Below are 19,041 nucleotides of genomic sequence, written 5' to 3' on the forward strand. Positions count from 1 at the left end.
GCGACCAGGTTGAAAGAACTTTCCACCTGATCGCTTTTGATTTTTTATTGCAATGGTTCAATGGTAAATGACAGGCGATATTTTTGATCCGCGGGTAACATAAATTCGGAATGAACTGGTGCTCCCCAAGAATCATCACCACCAACCCCCATTTGGGCTGCTAAAAGTTTAACCCAAGTAGTCTGGCTAGGCGCTAATTCTTCTTGATGATCAGCTAATTCATATTCCATGGTTTGGTGACTTTGCACATTAGCCTCAAAAACTTGTTGATCAGCTACGACCTTAAAGCCATGCTGTAGCCCATCATGAACGGCTAATTCGCGAACTTGCATCCGATTACCACTTTCCTGTGGCCGTAAGTATGGAATGTTATTATCCGCCACTTTAACCTGATAGCAACCTAATTGGGCTCCAGCTTGCCGGTCCCAATAATTATCATCGGGCCCCAGTCCATAATAATCAAATTGATTTAACTGAGCTGGAACACCGAATTCCAATCCGAATTCTGGTAAGCACTCGCCAACCAAATGCCCATCATATTCCGCTACGACATTAATCTTGCCGGTTTGATCTACTTGATAACAAACACTCGCTTTCCCCATTTGAGATGGCAAAAGATATTGGTAGGTAATCTGGGCAACTTGCGCTTTTAATTCAGCCTTCACTTCCGTCATCTTCGCATAATGACCAAGATACATCCATTTATGGAAATCATACCCATACCCAGCCCCACGATCATTGTCTGTCAGGGCCCGGAAAAAGGTCAGTCTTGGCAGCTTTTGAATCAATTCTTGATCGCCATACTTTAACGAAACCAAAGTACCTTGGGCTCTTGAAAACAGAGCCTGGAAATTCTTCCCTTTAACTCCATAGTTGAAGTCACCTTCAATTAATTGTGGCTGACCACTAGCCACAAACTTTGGCAAGGCCTCCTGGATGACGGTTTGACCTGACACTACTGGATAACCTTTATCAGCCCACCGCTTCGAACTAGCTAAATAAGCCGTTACGGTATAGACAATCTCACCAGATAAGTCCTTGGGGTATTCAATGGCAAAGTGGGCTGATGTCCGCGCCTTGACCAGCCAATTCATTGGTTCACTCTGCCAAACCTGATGACCATCTTGCATCACCGTTGCGATAAAATACAAATCATCGGTCATGGTAAAGAGCCGCCGATTAATAATTTTGACCCCAGCTTGATCTGGTTCAATTTGAATTGGTGAGTACAATTGTTTAACCGCGGATCCTTTGGGGGTGTCTTGTCGATTGGCCAAGACAAGCCCATCACCACAAAATTCATAATCAGCTGGTCGGTCATCCCAATCACCACCATAGGTCAAGCGTTCAACCCCATTGGCTTGTTGTTGGTAAATTCCTTGATCAATAAAATCCCAAATAAATCCGCCTTGGTATTGCGAATACTTTTCTAGGGCCGTATATAGCTGTAAGCCACCCAGCGAATTACCCATCGCATGCATATATTCACAAGAAATGTATGGCTTCTGAGGATTATCTTTTAAATAAGCTTCAATTTCAGCTGGCTTAGCATACATTCGACTCTCAATATCCGTAATTTGGTCATATTCACGATTCCAGGTCACTCCCTCATAGTGCACCAACCGGGACGGATCCTGTTCATGGAAGAATTTTGACATCGCCGCGATATCATCACCCGCGTATGACTCATTGCCACACGACCAAATGAGAATGCTTGGGTGATTTTTATCACGTTGATACATGTTATTGGCTCGGTATAGACAAGTATCTAACCATTCCGGCTCACTGGCGGGAATGTTCCATGATGGTTCACATTCACCTAATTTTTGCCAAGTCCCATGACTTTCAAGGTTCGTTTCATCAATAACATATATCCCATATTGATCACACAATTCATACCAACGGCTTTGATTTGGATAATGCGAAGTCCGAACGGCATTGATATTATGCTGCTTCAGATATTGAATATCCCACCGCATATCATCATCCGTCACGGCGCGGCCTAAACGTGCATCAAATTCGTGCCGATTCACTCCCCGAAAAACCAAACGTTTTCCATTTAAATACATCACGCGATCGATGAGTTCAAACCGACGGAAGCCAACTTCTACTGGGACGACTTCATAAACAAAGCGATCTTTCCGGACCGCAAGTCGTAGCCGGTATAGTTGTGGTTGCTCATCACTCCACGCTTGGATTGCTAAATCCTCAAAATGAAAATTCAATTCTGCTTTGGCCGGTTGACTCTGAGAAGCTAAGACTTTATTTTGACGATCAAGCAATAGGGCTTCAACAGTTAAATTTGCATCGATTGGTCCCGTTAAGCTCACTTGGGCATCCAAAATTCCCCGTTGATAACTATCATCTAAAGTCGCATTCGTTTTAATATCTTCTAAGTGCACCTTGGGCTGGCCCTTCAAGACAACTGAACGGAACAGACCCGTTAATCGCCAAAAGTCTTGATCTTCAACCCAATTTGCAGTGGAGAAGCGATACAAGGCGACAGCTAATTTATTTTCGCCTTCCACTAAAGCGGACGTAATATCAAACTCTGCCGGAGTGAAGGAATCTTCATGATAACCAATAAAATGACCGTTTAACCATACATAAATGGCAGTGGAAGCACCTTCAAAGACTAACCGAACCCGTTCGCTATCATGAATGAGATGATCATTAACCTGGAAGTAACGAAGATATGAGGCGACGGCGTTATGGTGTTGCGGAATCATTGGCGGTCGTAAAAATTCGCCCCCATCCCAGGGATACTGTGTATTAACATATTGTGGTTTACCATAACCTTGTAACTCCAGATGGCCGGGTACAGTAATGGTAGTGAAATCAGTATCATCGAAGTCAGTTTGATAAAAATCTCGGGGCCGTAAGTCAGCATCCCGGACATAATTCACTTTCCATTGACCATCTAAGGATTGGACAAAAGTGGACTTTCCCTGACTCAACTCACTCAAAGAGGCGTAATAATGGTGATCCGAATGCGCAGCCACCGTATTCACCGCATCAACTTGCGGATCAGCGAGCCAATTAAGATCTGCCGTCGTGATATTTTGTTTAATCATCTTATTTCTCCTTCATTTTAGCTTCCAATTTGGCAAGAATTTCAGCATGCATATCTTCGGTTAAATCAACCTTCTTCATAAAGATGATCAAACTGATGACCATCATGATGGCCGGAATTCCAAACATACAAACCTTAAAAATCAATTGATCATGCGCCGTAATTGATGATGCCGTGGCTCCCGTCGTCATTCCAGCCATGACGGCGACCATTGAAACAAACCAATTTGAAATGGCTCCACCAAATTTATCTACTAGCGGCCGCACTAACAAAGTTAAGGCCTCATCGCGGTGACCACTCTTGTATTGACCATATTCGACGGCATCAGAAATAATCATTAGGACAACTAAAAAGGTCAACGGCTGTGGAATAAAGAATAATTCAGCAGCAATTAAAGTTAAGGTAAAGTTAGCCCCGGCAACGGTATACAGTGCTACCCCTAGTAACATGCATAACATGCAATAAACAAAGAGATTCTTCCGATTAAATTTCTTGGCCAAACTTGGAAAGAGCGTGACAGAAATTAAACCAACGACGGTATTAACGGCGTACAGAATGGAATACTTTCCAGAATCTCCAAGGATGAAACTAAAGTAGTAAAGTTGTAGGGCATTTACCGTATTAATTCCTAATCCATAGAACAAATATGCAAAGGCTAACCACATTAATTGATCGTTATTAAACAAGACTTTGGTCACTTGCCGAAGGGTCGTTTTATCTTTGGTTTCCCGTAATTTAGACTGCACTTCATGCGTCCATAAGCCAACCGCAATGGCGGTGACAATCCCAATCACGGCCACAATTGCTACAAACCAGAACCAGCCTTGTTGGTCACCCGTCCCCTTGTTACTGTGTACCGAGAAGAAGAGAATTATTGGCATGATCACCACACCGACTAAATTAGTCCCAACCGTGGAACCAACCCGGGCAAAGGTCGCTGTTTTCTCCCGTTCTCGAGAATCTAGCGACATAGCAGGAATCATGGACCAAAAAGCCGTATCTTTAAAGCTGTAAAAAACGTTCATAACAAAGTAAACGACCACAAAAGCAATAAAGTATAAGACTGGTGATTGATTTAAACCACCCATATTAGTGAACAGGACCAACAAAAGCAGGGAACTCACGACCCCACCAATGACTACCCAGGGTTTAAATTTGCCCCAACGTGATTCCGTCCGGTCAATGGCATTCCCAATCATAGGATCCAAAAAGATTTCGATGATCCGCATAGCCAAAATGGCATTACTCATCATCACCACCATCTTGGCATTCAATGCTTGATTCCCCGTATTGAATAAATGAGTCGTGACAAACATGATGAAGTAAGTCGATAAAGTTGCGTAGAAAACGTCATTCCCGAAAGCCCCCGAAGTATAGGCTAAGCGGGCTCCTAGTGTCTTATGCTGTTTCATTAAATCAGCCTCCTCTTTTGAAATCGATTACATAATACCATCGTTTGGTAACTTTTTCTATATTTTTAGTAATTTTTTTACTTAATAAAAAAAGAAAAAGAGCTGAACTTTAAGTTCAACCCTTATTTGTCAATCACATCGTCTAACGATTTACCATAACGTTTGGTCTTTGAACCGTTTTGCAGGTAAAGAAATATAAGAACTAAGCCCAATCCTAAAAGACTTAAAGCCAACAAGGTTAACTGCGGAATCGCCGCTAAGACAAATCCAATGGTAAAGAAAGGCCACAATTCAGGAGCAGCAATCATATTTAAAATAACCGCAAAACTTACGGCCACCACTAAGCCTGCCCCAACGCTAAATCCTAATAGGAGCCATTCGGGGAGTAGTCGAGCGCCATCCATCAAGAATCTGCTCGGGAGGATTAAGAGAATTAAAGCTGGAATTAGCACCCGTAAGTCTTGTAAAACCATGACGAAGCAATGAAGCCGATTAATTTTGACCAGATCGCCTCTTTGAGCGGCGATTTCCATTCGATGCATGATCCCAACTGCTTGAGTCCGAATAATTTTAGTTAAAGGTGAACCCACAATTGAAATTAATATTGCTAGCGCGATCGTTAGACCTCGATAAGTTGTGACTGTCCGTAATTTACAATAAATGATTGCGGCGCTAACGGACGCTAGCGCAATATCCGGTGAAATGGCCGCACCCAGATTCGCCCATCCTAGGGTGATCAATTGTAAAAAACCACCAATTATAACGCAAGGAATTAGCTTTCCCGTTACCAAACCAATTAAGGTACAAGCCACCAAGGGTTGATGAAACTGAAATTCGTCTAGAACCCCATCGGCACCAGCAACAAAACTGATCAATAAAACCAACAAACTACTAAAGATTGACATATCATTCTCCCCTAAATAATTTTAGGGATATGATAGCATATTATTTAGTGATTTATTTACTTTTTTATAAAATATTTTACTAAACAAAAAAGCTGGGTTTATTTCCCCCAGCCACTAAAAATTAATTGATACTACTATCTCGTAAGATTAATTGGGTCTGCAAAGTAATCTTATAGGGTTCGCGTTGCCCATTCTCTTGTAAATCGGTGATGACCTTTACTGCCAATTGGCCTAATTGATTCGTATTTACACTCACCGTACTTAGGGTAGGAAAAGCATATTGCGCCACTGACGTGTCATTAAAAGAGATTAAGCTTAATTGGTCTGGAATCCGAATGCCGGCTTCTTGAAAAGCCTTAACGGCTCCGATTGCCATCGCATCATTAGCCACAAACAAGGCTGACGGTAGCTTAATTCCCTCATCAATCGCCTTTTTTATGGCTGCGTAACCTGAATCGGGCGTAAAAGCCCCCACAAAAACATGATCCGACCGATATAAGCCGCGTTGGGTCATCAATGCTTTGAAATCTTGGAAGCGAAAATCAATCAAATTATCCTTGTCATATTGATCGGCTAAATCACCGGCTAAGATGCCAACTTCTTTTTGACCATGCTTAGCAAAATGGTCCAGGACATGCTTAACGGCATCCGTTGTATCAATGGTCACACTAGCAAAACCTTGCCCTAATAAGTCCCCATCAGCAAAGACTACTGGCAGATCTAGCTTTTTTAAGAAGGATAATTGGCTAGCACTATATTGATTACTCCCCACCACAATGACACCAGCTCCGTTAGCCAAAGGTTCCCAAGATTCATCAGCATAAATAGTCGTGACTTGATATCCTTCCCGCTTGGCCTCGCTCTCTATTCCTTGGCGGATTGAAAAATAGTAAACATCATTAATTTCTTGTTGGGCCGAACACCACATCACCACAAAAAGTTGTTCACCATTATGACGATACTGATACTTCGTTTGGTATTTGGTATAATTCAGAGCTTCCGCCGCGGCAAAAACTTTCTTGCGAGTCTCATTATTGACCGATAAAGTGGGATCATAACTCAACACCCGCGAAACCGTCGTTGGTGACACCTGCGCTTTTTTTGCAATATCTTTAATCGTTGCCATCAGGATTCCTCACATAATTTTATTACTGTTCAAACCTTATCAAGATCAGCATTTGAAGTCAATCAACCTGTTATAACGGTCAAAATTTATAGTAATTTTTTCAGTAAATTATTTACTTTAGGCGAATTTTGACTATAATAAGCAATTGAAAACGTTTTCTTCAATTTTTGATGAGGAGATATTTCAATGACTAATTCAAATGCACCTTCTAAACACCTTTTCTCCAAATTCTCCTTTGCTATGGGGAATTTTGGTCATGCGGCCTTTTACGGCGCTCTATCAAATTATTTTATTGTTTATGTTACCAGTGTGATGTTTGTTGGGGTTTCTAGTCGAATCGCGGATAAACTCATTGGCTTAATCACTGGGTTAATCGTCTTAATTCGGATACTAGAAATTTTTATCAACCCCTTACTAGGTAACATTGTCGACAATACCCATAGTCGTTGGGGGAAATTCAAACCCTGGATTCTTTCCGGGACGATTATTAGTTCCGTCCTTTTAATCGCCCTATTTGCCGGCTTATTTGGCCTGATTAAAGTTAATTGGATTTTATATGCCATCGTTTTCGTAATTGTGTTTGTCGTGATGGATATTTTTTATTCCTTTTCGGATGTTTCTTATTGGGGAATGGTTCCGGCTCTGAGTGAAGACAGTGCTGAACGGGGCGTTTATACTTCACTTGGTACTTTTACCGGTGCAATTGGCTGGAATGGACTCACCATTATTGTGGTTCCAGTGGTTACTTACTTCACCTACTTAACCACTGGTAAACATGAACAAGGGGCGCCAGGTTGGTTCGCATTTGCGGTGATTATTTCCTTACTGGCCATTGTTTGTGCGACCCTAGTAACGATTGGAACCCACGAAAAAGATAATCTGTTACGTCGGTCAGCTCAACAAAAAACGACGATTAAAGATGTCATTAGTGCTCTGGCACATAATGATCAATTACTGTGGACTTGTTTAGCTTACTTTATGTACTCGCTGGCCAATACTATTACTACTGGGGTCTTGTATTACTTCTTTAAATTTGTCTTAGGTAAGCCCGGCACCTACTGGATTGTAGGAATGGCCGCAATGATTATTTCATTTTGTACCTCCCCTTTATATCCAGTTTTAAATCGGTTCATTCCACGAAAATGGCTCTATACTTTGGGGATGGTTTGCATGATGATCGCCTACCTGATTTTTATCTTCTTCCATGATAACTTAACTTTACTCGTCATTGGACTGGTCCTCTATTACTTCACCTTTGCTCAATTAGTTTCCATTTTAACCATGACCGACTCCATCGAGTATGGACAATTAAAGAACGGAGAACGAAACGAAGCCGTTATTTTATCGATTCGGCCTCTCATTGATAATCTCACTGGAGCTTTCTCAAATGGTTTAGTTGGTTATATCGCCATCGCAGCTGGCATGACCGGGGCGGCCACTGCTGCTGATATGACAGCCAAGAATATCGCCACCTTCAATAGCCTCGCCTTCTATATTCCATTTGCTCTCTCGATTCTTTCCCTCGTTATCTTCCTAACCAAAGTTAAACTATCCGAAAAAGCCCACGCTGAAATTGTGGATGAACTAACCCTTAAATTAGCCGCTGGGCAATCCAACTTAACTGACGATCAACTAACAAAGTCAAAGCCAGCCTCAACAAAGGTTTTTGCCCCTGTTGATGGTGACTTAATTCCGATGGGCCAAGTGAAGGTTAATGGGCAACCATTCCCCGGAACTGGCTTTGCTATTCGACCAAGTGATGGTCACATCTATGCGCCTTTTGATGGACGAATCGTCTTCACCTTCTCAACCAAACATTTAATTGGGCTAGTTTCTGATCAAGGTCTTGAAGCAATCATTCATATTGGGATCGACACCGTGAACTTAAATGGTCAAGGATTTGTTTCTCATTATAGTGATAGACAAACCATTCAAGCCGGCGATCTTTTAATGGATTTTGATCGCGAATTAATCAATCAAAATCACTACGATGATACGGTAATTATGTTCTTTACTAAACCACAACAATTATTACCATTAGCACCAATTACTGAGCGCCCAATTAATCATGGCGATTTGATCGAAGAAGTCCAAAATAAATAGTTAAAAGAAAAACGCCTAGCAATCGCTAGACGTTTTCTTTTGTAGTGCGGCGAAGAGGACTCGAACCTCCACGGTCATAATTGACCACAAGATCCTTAATCTTGCGCGTCTGCCAGTTCCGCCACCGCCGCATTAACAAGTAATATCTTAACAAAGATATTACCTCCTAGCAAGCCTATTTTGGAATAAGTTTGAATCTTCCCCCACATTGGCGGCATACATAAAGTTGAAGATTAAAACGGCGTTGCCGATTAACTATCACTCCACAAGTTTGACATTGATAGCGGTATTTAGCTTCCCGATTAGGAATAGCTGGCGCATATCGCTGACCACCCGTCAGAGCTAATAAATGACGAAAATCACTACTTCGATGATGATAATCGCGTCCCATTAGGTGCAGATGGTAATGGCACAATTCATGCACCACAACAGCCTTTAAATTCGCCAAATCGAAGCATTCATACATTAAGGGGTTAATATCAATATGATGATCATTCAAATGATAACGTCCACCAGTAGTTTTTAAGCGTCTATTGAAGAAAATTTGGTGCTTGAATGGTTGTTTAAACAAGGTGCGAGACCACTCTTCAGTGTAGGCCTGTAACTCTTGGTTTGTCATGATCATTTTTCGGTGGGAGCATCGTCAATTGGATCCGTTGCCGGTCCAAGTCAACCTCATAAACCCAAACGGTAACAATATCACCAACCGAAACCACTTGTCGTGGATCTTTAATAAATTTCTTGCTCATCCGTGATACGTGTACCAATCCATCGTGTTTAACCCCAATATCAACGAAGGCACCAAAATCAACTACATTGCGCACTGTGCCTTCTAGTTGCATTCCAACTTTTAGGTCATCAATCGTCATGACATCTTGGTGTAACAGTGGGGCGGGCATCGAATCCCGTAGATCGCGACCCGGTTTTTGCAGATCATTAATGACATCCGTCACCGTAGCTAGGCCGACCGTATCGGTAACGTATGTCTGGGGATCTAAGGCCTGTAATGCTTGGTTAGCTGATGATGACCCTAGTTCACTGACCGTTACTTGAGCATCCTGCAAAATTTGAGTCGCAACCGGATAAGATTCCGGGTGGATATCAGTATTATCAAGCGGATTATCACCATCAACAATCCGTAAAAAACCAACCGCTTGCTGGTATGCCTTCGGTCCTAGACGACTAACCTTTTTTAGTTGGGTCCGATCGACATATTGACCATTCTCATCCCGATATTTAACGATATTTTTAGCGATCGTGGCTGATAAGCCTGAAATATAGGTCAATAACTGATAACTAGCTGTATTGAGGTTAACCCCCACGCGGTTAACCGCCCGCTCGACCATCGCCGTTAATTCAGTTTTTAATTCTGTTTCCGGCAGATCGTGTTGGTATTGTCCAACCCCAATTGCTTGGGGATCAATCTTAACCAATTCCGCTAATGGATCCTGCAATCGACGACCAATACTGATGGCACTCCGCTTTTCGACCGTCAGATCAGGGAACTCGTCACGAGCATCCTGACTAGCCGAATACACGGAAGCCCCCGATTCATTTACAATCACGTAATAAACGTCCCGATCTAGTTGTTTCAAGGCCGTGGCGACAAACTGCTCCGATTCTCGACTAGCCGTCCCATTACCAATCGCCACCATTTCAATTTGATACTGGTTAATCAAATCTAAAAAGGCTTGTTGTGCTTGGGCGCGTTTAGCTTCTGGTGCTGGAGGATGCGGATAAATGACCGCCGTTTGAATTAATTTTCCACTTGGATCTAAGACCGCTAACTTGCATCCGGTCCGATAGGCGGGATCAAAACCAAGTACCATTTTCCCTTTGATTGGAGCTTGCATCAACAAATGATAAAGATTTTCACCAAATACATTAATGGCTTGTTCATCGGCCTCTTCGGTCATTTGATGGCGCAATTCTCGTTCGATGGCCGGGCCTAAGAAACGTTTATAGGCGTCTTGAGCCGCCGCCATGACAAACCGGGTCGCATCATTTTCGGCATGACCCCGAATCAAGCGAAAGGCTAAATAATTCTCAATTGGCTCACTGGCAACCTCGATTTTAACTCGCAGAACTTTTTCTTTTTCGCCGCGATTAATCGCCAGAGTCCGATAAGAGGTCATATCTTTGATTGCCGCATCAAAATCATAATACTGCTGATATACACCCTTCTCATCAATCGTTGCCCCTTGTTTAGTGACCTTCGTAACTACGCGCCCATTTTTCGTCGTATAATCCCGGAGCCAAGCTCGAACCGTTGACATTTCACTAATCGCTTCAGCTAAGATTTCATGAGCTCCTGATAAGGCAGTTGGCGCATCTGCAACTTCGTCAGTGACAAATTCAGCGGCTTTAGTTATCAAACCAGTATCTTCATAATGTAAGAGCCAATTGGCTAAGGGCATCAAACCTTGTTCCTTAGCAATCTGGGCCTTCGTCCGGCGTTTTTGCTTGTATGGCAAGTATAAATCTTCCACCGTTGGCAGATCAGGAGCGGCCTCAATTTGATGTTTTAAAGCATCCGTTAATTTATCTTGATCAGCAATCGCCTTTAAGACCGTTTGCTTTCGATCGGCTAATTCCTGTGCCTTATGATAAGTGGTCTGAATCGTCTGTAATTGGACCTCATCCAAGGTTCCAGTGGCTTCTTTCCGATAACGAGAAATGAAGGGAATCGTGTTCCCTTCATCCATCAATTCTAGTGCTGCTTTAACCTGCCATGGTTTGAATTCTGTTAAAGTTGCTTCAACGTTTTTGACAATTGTTGCTTCCATAAATTAATTTTTCCACCATTCATCTTGAGGGGCGACCGGTAAATGACGTTTATGCCCCGTCTTTTGGTACCATGCTTCAATTTTATCTGCGACCACTTGGTCAACATTCTTACCTTCGAGATAGTCATCAATGTTTTGGTAAGTCACTCCCAAGGCCACCTCATCTGGTAAGGCGGGTCGATCCTCTTCCAAATCAGCCGTCGGCGTTTTTTCGTATAACTTAGCGGGCGCCTTTAAATAGGTCAGGAGTTGTTTACCCTGTCGCTTATTCAGCCCGGTTAAAGGCGTTAAATCAGCGCCACCGTCTCCAAACTTCGTATAAAAACCCGTCACGGCTTCGGCAGCATGATCTGTCCCCACAACTGCGCCTTGATGTTGGCCGGCGATGGCATATTGCACAATCATCCGTTCCCGAGCCTTAATATTCCCCTTATTAAAGTCGCTAATGGTTTCCCCACCAGTCTGCAAAGAAGCCACCATGGCATCAGTGGCCGGTTGAATATTGACCCGAATCATCCGATCAGGCTTAATGAATTCATTAAGCGCAAACATGGCATCGGATTCGTCCGCCTGCTCCCCATATGGTAGCCGGACAGCAATAAATTGGTAATTATCATCATGGGTGGTTTGACGTAAACCTTCAACAGCTAGTTGGGATAGCCGCCCCGCCAACGACGAGTCCTGACCACCCGAAATTCCGAGGACTAGCGTTTTCATCCCCGTCGTTTTTAAGTACTCTTGAATAAATTGCACCCGTTGCTGAATTTCAGTAGCCGGATCAATTTGAGTTTTGACTTGTAAATCTTTGATTATTGTCGCTTGTAATGTGGTCATCATCATCACCTACTTTTTTAGTTGGTTAACATAATCATGAACTTCACGAATCGTTAATAGTTTATGGTCGTAACATTCTTGCGATAAATCGACCGGATAAATTTGCGGATTAAGATCACGCTTATATTCATCCCATAAAGCCTCTAAATGATCAGCACGGAGGGCCCGGATCTCATCTAAGCTAGGCTCGTTATAAACTAATTCGCCGTTAATAAAAATATCATGCAACAACGGCTCAGCAATAAAACCATGAACGGTCTTATTTAAGAATGGGTTGTTCGGATCAAACATATATAGTGATTCTTGGTCACGCGGATCTTCATGGACTAAGGTGACATAATCCCCTTCGCTCTTGCCATCCGCTTCTCGCGTAATCCGCCAAACTTGGTGTTTCCCTGGGGTCGACATCTTGCTGGTATTATTAGATAGTTTGATCGTATCTACCATTTGTCCTTGATCGTCTTCAATCGAAACTATTTTGTAAACGGCCCCTAAAGTCGGTTGGTCGTATGAAGTAATTAACTTCGTCCCAACACCCCAAGTATCAATTTTAGCGCCTTGCATCAATAAGTTTTGAATTGTCGTCTCATCCAGATCATTAGAAGCAAAGATCTTAGCATTGGGATAACCTGCTTCATCGAGCATTTTCCGGGCTTGCTTGGATAGATATGCCATATCACCGCTATCAATCCGAATCCCGATAAAGTTGATTTGATTCCCAAATTCATCCGCAATCTTAATGGCACTTGGTACCCCACTCTTTAAAGTGTCGTAAGTATCGACAAGAAAGACACAATCACGATGAGTTTGCGCATAAGCCTTAAAGGCATCGTAGTCATTTCGGTATGTTTGTACCAAGGAATGGGCATGGGTCCCTGAAATAGGAATGCCAAATAGCTTCCCAGCACGAACATTGCTGGTAGCGTCAAAGCCACCAACATAAGCGGCCCGCGTTCCCCACAGGGCGGCATCAAATTCTTGTGCCCGCCGAGAACCAAATTCCATGACGGCTTGATTCCCAACCACGGACTTAATCCGTGCCGCTTTCGTCGCCACCATAATTTGAAAGTTAATAATATTCAAAATGGCCGTTTCTACTAATTGGCACTCTAATAGGTTTCCTTCAATTTGCACCAAGGGTTCATGATTAAATACGATTTCTCCTTCAACCATGCTCCGCACATTTCCCTGGAACTTAAAGGTTGCCAAGTAGTCTAAAAATTGGTCATCAAACATGGCAGTGGTCCGCAAATAATCGATGTCAGTCGTCGAAAAATGCAGATTTTGAATGTATTGAATCAAATGATCCAAACCTGCATAAATCGCATAACCATTGTCAAAGGGCATTTCTCGAAAGAAGACTTCAAAGACGGCTTTGCGGTCCGCAATTCCTTCTTGCCAGTAAGTTTGCATCATTGTTAGTTCATAAGCATCCGTATGTAAGGTATAACTATCATCAGGATATAGATATTCCATAATAAACTCCTTATTTCTCGAGGACAAATTCAAAGAGATTACCGACATATTGGGTATGGACATATTCAAATGGTCGTCCATCTTGTAAGTATGAAATCTGTGTCATCCTCAGCAAGGCTGCGCCCCGTTTAACGCCTAAATATTCAGCGATCTTTTCCGTAGCATTCACTGCTGAAACCGTCTGCGTGGCATGACCTGGTTGAAGGCCGGCCTTAGCAATTAAAGTTTCATAAAAGGACTTAGTGATTTCTTCGCGGCTAAATTGGCTGACTAAATTTTCAGGAACCGTTGCTAATTCATAACAGATTGGTAGTTCATCACCATATCGAATCCGTTCCATTCTTAATACTCGTTCACCTGGTGCTAAGCGTAAAGTTTGGATCTCAGTTTCTGACGGTGCCGTTAAATGATAAGAAATGGTCTTACTGGATGGTTGACGACCAGCCGCCCGCATTAATTCGGTAAAAGAAGTGACCCCCGTCATCTTTTCTTGCACCTTTTGACTGGCAACAAAAGTCCCCGAACCAATTCGGCGATCCAAAACCCCTTCGTCGACTAAAGTTTGAATCGCTTGGCGTAAGGTCATTCGGCTAACTTGAAAGCGTTCCGCTAGGACTCGTTCCGGTGGAATTCGTTGTCCAACTTGCCAAGTTCCTTGTTCGATCATTGTTTTAAGTTGATTATGAATTTGAATATAAATTGGTGAAGCCATGGTTCTCTAAATCCCTGTATTTCCCGTATATACTAAATTCAATTTTACCACAAGTCCGGTTCCCTTGGATTTTAAAAAAGCCCTCCCATTGAGAGCAATTTCGCTTAGTCAGCTTGGCGTATGGAGAGTGCCTTTTCAATTGTGCGATCGACGACAATTGATTGAGAGTCTGCTACCGGATAAGTGGTTTCTGGATCCATTTCTTCCGCATACGATAATTCCGTACATCCTAAAATGACAATATCGCAATTGAGATCTTCAATCATTTGTTTAACTAATTGATGATACTTCTGATTGTCTGAGTGACCTGCTTCCTTAATATCATTGTAAATTAAGTCTTCCGTTAAGGCTAAAATTTCCTTGGTCGGCCGAACCACTTCATAACCCGCTTTTTTAATGTAGGGGTCATATAGACCAGATTGGATGGTCCCTGGAGTCGCTAGAATTCCCACGCGCTTCGCTTGTGGCATGATTTTGGAAACTTCCGCTACGGTTTCTGCTAGCATATTAATAATGGGGATTTCAGTAGCTGCCTGTAATTGATCATAGACATAATGAGCGGTATTGCAAGCTAGCACAAAGAAACTTGGTTTTAAGAGACTTTGTTGCTGGATATCTTCTAACAGAGGCGGAACAATACTCGGCTGACGATGATCTAAAATCCAATTAGTCCGATCTGGCACCGTCGCATGATTAACCACCAGGTAATCTAAATAATCTTGATCACAATGAATTGGAGTTCGTTGATCCATTACTCGAACAAAGCTTTCCGTGGCTAATGTCCCCATCCCACCTAAAACGGTAAAAAACTTTTGCATGATGAGCCTCCGTCAATAAAAATTACTATTCCTATCTTACTATAAGCGCGCTAAGTGGTCCAACCAGACCTGGCTTCCTGAATCATTGCTAGTGATTGTTTGTTGAAAGGGGCCGAGGAGTTGCCGAATTTGCTCCCACTGAATTTGCTTGTCTATCCAAAGGGTTGTAGTCAGGCGCTGTTTCACTTGCTCTCTTTGCTCACTTTTCAAAGGGTGATTTAGCGTCGTCGTGGCGATTATTTGGTTAACCATTTCATTTAATAGCTGAGTATCAAAGTCCTCTAGTGTTGGTAAATTCTGAACCCAAATTGGCTGACCTAGCGGTAAGGCATTGATTTCGCGATGTAAAAAAGGCGCTAATTGTGGCCAATTCAGACTCAGCTGCCAATAAAACTGCCACGGTACTTGTCCGCTAACTTTTTGCCAAATCATCGGTAACAAGTGCTCAAAGTCTCCTTGGGTCTGTCGTAAATGATCCGCAATTTCTTGTATAAACCGTTGCAGTGTCTCTTGGCTATTAGCTGTCGTTCGTTGCCGTAAAGTTAAGGCATATCGAACGACTAAAAAATCACTCATTTGCTGATCAGTAATGGTTTGTTTTTGTCGTTTAAGTTTTTGTTTCGTCGCCTTTAGTTTACTTTGCCGACTTTGTCTAGCAAATTGTCCCTGCTTTGGCATTTAATCAGATCCTTTGATAAAAGTAAAAGCAGCTACCATCAGGTAGCTGCTTTTGTCAGTTGGGCTAGCTGGATTCGAACCAGCGCATGACGGTACCAAAAACCGTTGCCTTACCGCTTGGCTATAGCCCAATAATAATGGAGGAGGGTGGATTCGAACCGCCGAACCAAAAGGAACGGTTTTACAGACCGTCGCGTTTAACCAGACTTCGCTACTCCTCCAGGAGTTATAATTGCTGTCGCAATCAACAAATATTATATTACCGAAACTCCTTCAATTTGGCAAGTCTTTTTTCCTAAAAATTTAAAACTTTTAGGTGTTGGACCCATTGTTGCTTAAAATTCGGTTGATCCCACTCATTATGCCGGCGTTTGTTAACCCCTACCGCTACATTGATATAGTCGACGTTTCCAATAGTCTGTTGAGGACGGTATCCATGTAAATGTCCGTAATAGACTTGTTTAACATTCGGATACTGTTGAATAAGCTTTCCAAGCCGTTGACTCCCCATCATGGCCCGAATCATTTCTGCGGCTTCTTGACGGCGCACAGATAATGTCGCTGGATATTGATGCAAGAGGACCTTTTGTGGCGCAAAATGGGTTAATAGAATCACTTGGCGATGATTTTGCTGAGCGTTCTTAAATTGGTCGGTTAAGGTCTGTAAAACCTGTTCCATGCGCGCTTGATCCGTCAATGGCTGATCGGCTGTCGAATCTAGCCAATAGACATTCTTCCACTTAGCTACTCGGTCTGATTCTTGAGCAAAAGTTGAAAAGCTGTAGTCATACCAACCATTATTCCCAATGATTCGCCAATTCGTCCCTGGTAGGTCGAGATAGGACTTGTGAAAATATCGAGAATCAGTGGTTCCTTCAAGCATTGAAAAAGGCGCTAAGTTGATCATTTCATGATTGCCAGCCAAATAAAAACATTTTGTTTGAGGAGTAAGTAATTGTAATTGTTGAAAATAGGCTTTTGTTTGACCAAAATTATTAAATAAATCTCCTAAATGAAAATACAAATCAACCTGATGTTGAACTAGCCAATTCGCTTGAAATTGCAAAGTCGTGGTCAGGTCCAATCGATTCACATCAATATGATTATCACTACTAATTACCAGCCGCATTGTGTTTTCTCCTTAATTTAAAAGTATTATAGCAAGCAAAAAGCGTCTTCGACAAAGAAGACGCTTTTTGCTAATCAATTCCTTCCATAAGGGCATGAATTTGTTTAACAAAGAAAAATAGGATAATTCCGAAAATTATACTTACCCCACCAATAATTAAGAAGTACTGAACCTCAGTTTTCGACGAATAAAATTGAACAATTTGAGCATTGACCGCTTGTCCAGCCGAGTTAGCTAAAAACCACATACTCATCATTTGTCCACTAAAGGCCTTTGGGGCTAATTTGGTAGTAACTGATAATCCAATAGGCGAAATTAACATTTCCGCAATTTCAACAATAAACCAAGATCCCACTAACCAAAGTGGACTCACTTTCCCACTTGTGCCATTAATCATTCCAGGTAATGCCATCCAGACATATGATAATCCCGCAAAAATTAGTCCATAGGCGAATTTACCTGGAGCACTGGGCTGCTTTTTCCAACGATTCCATAAAGCAACAAAGACAGGGGTTAATAACATGATAAACAGTGGATTCAAAGTTTGGAAGTTGGCTGCTTCAAAATGCCAATTTCCTAGATGTAAGATGGTTCGTTCTTGGGCAAAAAGAGCCAAGACAACTGATCCAGATTCCTCAATCCCCCAAAAAATGGCTGCCGCGATGAATAATGGAACATAAGCAATTACCCGAGATCGCTCAACTTTTGTAACCTTCCGGCTATTAATCATCATGATAAAGTATACGATTGGCAAACAAATCGCCACGAAAGTGATTAAATTAATGATGCTCTTGATATTAAAAAGACTCATTGCTGCTAATAGGGCAAGAACTAAGACGACAATTACTAGGCCAATCACTGTCCATATGATCACAGGCTTCAAACTTTCTTTATCAATCGGATCATCAGGATAAAGACTATCTTTGCTTAAATACTTTCGCCCATCCAGCCAATATTGTAAGAGACCGAAAAACATCCCTACAGCTGCTAGAGCGAAGCCAGCGTGATAATTAACCTGATTACCAAACAAATGCATACCAAAACCATCCGCTGCCCACGGGACCAGAATTGGGGCAATCGCGGCCCCTAAGTTAATTCCAAAAACAAACATGCTAAAACCAGCATCGCGGCGTTGATCATCCTCAGTATATAAATCACCAACCATCTCAGAGACATTCGGTTTTAAAAGTCCTGTCCCCATGACAATTAATAAAATGGAGATATACAAGGCGGAGACTCCGGCTGGAATCGCAAGGGCGATATGACCAAACATGATCAAGATGCCCCCAATGAAGACCGTCCGTTGACTCCCCAAAATTCGATCAGAGATCCATCCGCCTACGACCCCGGATAAATAAACTAAGGAGCCATAAATTGACATAATTGAAGCAGCCGTGGTTTGATCCATTCCCAAGCCACCTTTGGTAACGGTAAAATACATATAATAAAGTAAAATTGCCCGCATACCATAATAACTGAATCGTTCCCACATTTCTGTAAAGAACAAGGTGGACAACCCTCGTGGCTGCCCAAAAAAAGCATGATCGTAATCTTTTTGCATTTACCTACTCCCAATATTTTTGGTTAGAAATGTACTAATCATTTTCTTATAATGCGCCGATTAAGTATAATGTAATTTTTAGTGAAATGTCAACTTTTCCATAGGCACAACAAATCTCGCCGTTACAAACGCATACCAGATAAAAAAAGACAGTACCATTAGGCACTGACCATTGTAATTGAACATCTATAAACAAAAAATGCCGATTAGAGGAGTCGAACCTCCGACCTCATCTTTACGAGAGATGCGCTCTAACCAACTGAGCTAAATCGGCATAAAAGAAAAGTGTTGATACAACGTCAACACTTTTCCTAAATTAACTCCGGATGCCAGACTCGAACTGGCGACATCTTGATTAACAGTCAAGCGCTCTACCGACTGAGCTAATCCGGAATAACGCATGGCAATGTCCTATCCTCGCAGGGAGC

At 42.3% G+C, this 19,041-nt stretch carries 13 protein-coding genes, 5 tRNA genes and 1 pseudogene; 1 reads left to right on the forward strand and 18 read right to left on the reverse strand.

Annotation, left to right across the window (positions count from 1 at the left end; all coding sequences use genetic code 11):
- Positions 1-44 precede the first annotated feature (44 nt).
- From lacZ to FC60_RS07015, 4 genes and pseudogenes are all read right to left on the reverse strand, one after another.
- Positions 45-3,074, reverse strand: coding sequence for a beta-galactosidase, LacZ type (gene lacZ, locus FC60_RS07000; RefSeq protein ID WP_056937715.1), 3,030 nt, complete (start codon positions 3,072-3,074; stop codon positions 45-47).
- A 22-nt stretch (positions 3,075-3,096) separates the two neighbouring features.
- Positions 3,097-4,485 (reverse strand): annotated as a pseudogene (locus FC60_RS07005) (glycoside-pentoside-hexuronide (GPH):cation symporter); the annotation flags it as partial.
- Between the two features lie 122 nt (positions 4,486-4,607).
- Entirely contained in the window at positions 4,608-5,390 is a 783-nt protein-coding gene (locus FC60_RS07010) for a PTS sugar transporter subunit IIC (RefSeq protein WP_056937717.1), read from the reverse strand.
- A 121-nt stretch (positions 5,391-5,511) separates the two neighbouring features.
- Positions 5,512-6,516, reverse strand: a complete 1,005-nt coding sequence (locus FC60_RS07015; RefSeq protein ID WP_056937718.1) for a LacI family DNA-binding transcriptional regulator — start codon at positions 6,514-6,516, stop codon at positions 5,512-5,514.
- A gap of 186 nt (positions 6,517-6,702) precedes the next feature.
- Here FC60_RS07015 and FC60_RS07020 point away from each other — a divergent pair, with 186 nt between their 5' ends.
- On the forward strand, positions 6,703-8,619 hold the full coding sequence (locus tag FC60_RS07020; RefSeq protein ID WP_056937719.1) for a sugar MFS transporter: 1,917 nt from the start codon (positions 6,703-6,705) through the stop codon (positions 8,617-8,619).
- Between the two features lie 45 nt (positions 8,620-8,664).
- Here FC60_RS07020 and FC60_RS07025 read toward each other — a convergent pair.
- The 14 genes from FC60_RS07025 to FC60_RS07090 all read right to left on the reverse strand — a co-directional run bounded on the left by FC60_RS07025 (position 8,665) and on the right by FC60_RS07090 (position 19,006).
- Positions 8,665-8,750: transfer RNA gene (locus tag FC60_RS07025), tRNA-Leu, on the reverse strand.
- A 44-nt stretch (positions 8,751-8,794) separates the two neighbouring features.
- Positions 8,795-9,238: a SprT family protein gene (locus FC60_RS07030; protein WP_056937720.1), complete on the reverse strand. Its 444-nt coding sequence runs from the start codon at positions 9,236-9,238 to the stop codon at positions 8,795-8,797.
- Positions 9,207-11,405, reverse strand: a complete 2,199-nt coding sequence (locus FC60_RS07035; RefSeq protein ID WP_056937721.1) for a Tex family protein — start codon at positions 11,403-11,405, stop codon at positions 9,207-9,209. Before FC60_RS07035 ends, FC60_RS07030 begins: the two co-directional genes overlap by 32 nt.
- A 3-nt stretch (positions 11,406-11,408) precedes the next feature.
- Entirely contained in the window at positions 11,409-12,239 is an 831-nt protein-coding gene (nadE, locus tag FC60_RS07040) for an ammonia-dependent NAD(+) synthetase (protein ID WP_056937722.1), read from the reverse strand.
- Positions 12,240-12,248: 9 nt separating this feature from the next.
- A complete protein-coding gene (locus FC60_RS07045) occupies positions 12,249-13,715 on the reverse strand; it encodes a nicotinate phosphoribosyltransferase (protein WP_056937723.1) in 1,467 nt (488 codons plus the stop codon).
- Positions 13,716-13,725: 10 nt separating this feature from the next.
- Positions 13,726-14,427 carry a GntR family transcriptional regulator gene (locus FC60_RS07050; RefSeq protein ID WP_007122513.1) on the reverse strand — a complete coding sequence of 234 codons (702 nt, stop codon included), beginning with the start codon at positions 14,425-14,427 and terminating at the stop codon, positions 13,726-13,728.
- Between the two features lie 104 nt (positions 14,428-14,531).
- Entirely contained in the window at positions 14,532-15,245 is a 714-nt protein-coding gene (locus tag FC60_RS07055) for an aspartate/glutamate racemase family protein (protein WP_056937724.1), read from the reverse strand.
- A gap of 39 nt (positions 15,246-15,284) precedes the next feature.
- A complete protein-coding gene (locus FC60_RS07060) occupies positions 15,285-15,923 on the reverse strand; it encodes a hypothetical protein (protein WP_056937725.1) in 639 nt (212 codons plus the stop codon).
- Positions 15,924-15,982: 59 nt separating this feature from the next.
- A tRNA-Gln gene (locus tag FC60_RS07065) sits at positions 15,983-16,054 on the reverse strand.
- A 7-nt stretch (positions 16,055-16,061) separates the two neighbouring features.
- Positions 16,062-16,144, reverse strand: a tRNA-Tyr gene (locus FC60_RS07070).
- 74 nt (positions 16,145-16,218) lie between these two features.
- Positions 16,219-17,052 carry a metallophosphoesterase gene (locus FC60_RS07075; RefSeq protein ID WP_056937726.1) on the reverse strand — a complete coding sequence of 278 codons (834 nt, stop codon included), beginning with the start codon at positions 17,050-17,052 and terminating at the stop codon, positions 16,219-16,221.
- A gap of 70 nt (positions 17,053-17,122) precedes the next feature.
- On the reverse strand, positions 17,123-18,613 hold the full coding sequence (locus FC60_RS07080; protein ID WP_056937727.1) for a peptide MFS transporter: 1,491 nt from the start codon (positions 18,611-18,613) through the stop codon (positions 17,123-17,125).
- Between the two features lie 200 nt (positions 18,614-18,813).
- Positions 18,814-18,887, reverse strand: a tRNA-Thr gene (locus FC60_RS07085).
- Positions 18,888-18,933: 46 nt separating this feature from the next.
- Positions 18,934-19,006, reverse strand: a tRNA-Asn gene (locus FC60_RS07090).
- Positions 19,007-19,041 lie beyond the last annotated feature (35 nt).

Source organism: Limosilactobacillus gastricus DSM 16045, assembly GCF_001434365.1.
GTDB classification, from domain to species: domain Bacteria; phylum Bacillota; class Bacilli; order Lactobacillales; family Lactobacillaceae; genus Limosilactobacillus; species Limosilactobacillus gastricus.

What these genes read in the sequence shown, in the direction of transcription:
- lacZ (WP_056937715.1), bottom strand. Translation starts at nt 3,074, where the DNA reads ATGATTAAACAAAATATCACGACGGCAGATCTTAATTGGCTCGCTGAT.
- FC60_RS07010 (WP_056937717.1), bottom strand. Translation starts at nt 5,390, where the DNA reads ATGTCAATCTTTAGTAGTTTGTTGGTTTTATTGATCAGTTTTGTTGCT.
- FC60_RS07015 (WP_056937718.1), bottom strand. Translation starts at nt 6,516, where the DNA reads ATGGCAACGATTAAAGATATTGCAAAAAAAGCGCAGGTGTCACCAACG.
- FC60_RS07020 (WP_056937719.1), top strand. Translation starts at nt 6,703, where the DNA reads ATGACTAATTCAAATGCACCTTCTAAACACCTTTTCTCCAAATTCTCC.
- FC60_RS07030 (WP_056937720.1), bottom strand. Translation starts at nt 9,238, where the DNA reads ATGACAAACCAAGAGTTACAGGCCTACACTGAAGAGTGGTCTCGCACC.
- FC60_RS07035 (WP_056937721.1), bottom strand. Translation starts at nt 11,405, where the DNA reads ATGGAAGCAACAATTGTCAAAAACGTTGAAGCAACTTTAACAGAATTC.
- nadE (WP_056937722.1), bottom strand. Translation starts at nt 12,239, where the DNA reads ATGACCACATTACAAGCGACAATAATCAAAGATTTACAAGTCAAAACT.
- FC60_RS07045 (WP_056937723.1), bottom strand. Translation starts at nt 13,715, where the DNA reads ATGGAATATCTATATCCTGATGATAGTTATACCTTACATACGGATGCT.
- FC60_RS07050 (WP_007122513.1), bottom strand. Translation starts at nt 14,427, where the DNA reads ATGGCTTCACCAATTTATATTCAAATTCATAATCAACTTAAAACAATG.
- FC60_RS07055 (WP_056937724.1), bottom strand. Translation starts at nt 15,245, where the DNA reads ATGCAAAAGTTTTTTACCGTTTTAGGTGGGATGGGGACATTAGCCACG.
- FC60_RS07060 (WP_056937725.1), bottom strand. Translation starts at nt 15,923, where the DNA reads ATGCCAAAGCAGGGACAATTTGCTAGACAAAGTCGGCAAAGTAAACTA.
- FC60_RS07075 (WP_056937726.1), bottom strand. Translation starts at nt 17,052, where the DNA reads ATGCGGCTGGTAATTAGTAGTGATAATCATATTGATGTGAATCGATTG.
- FC60_RS07080 (WP_056937727.1), bottom strand. Translation starts at nt 18,613, where the DNA reads ATGCAAAAAGATTACGATCATGCTTTTTTTGGGCAGCCACGAGGGTTG.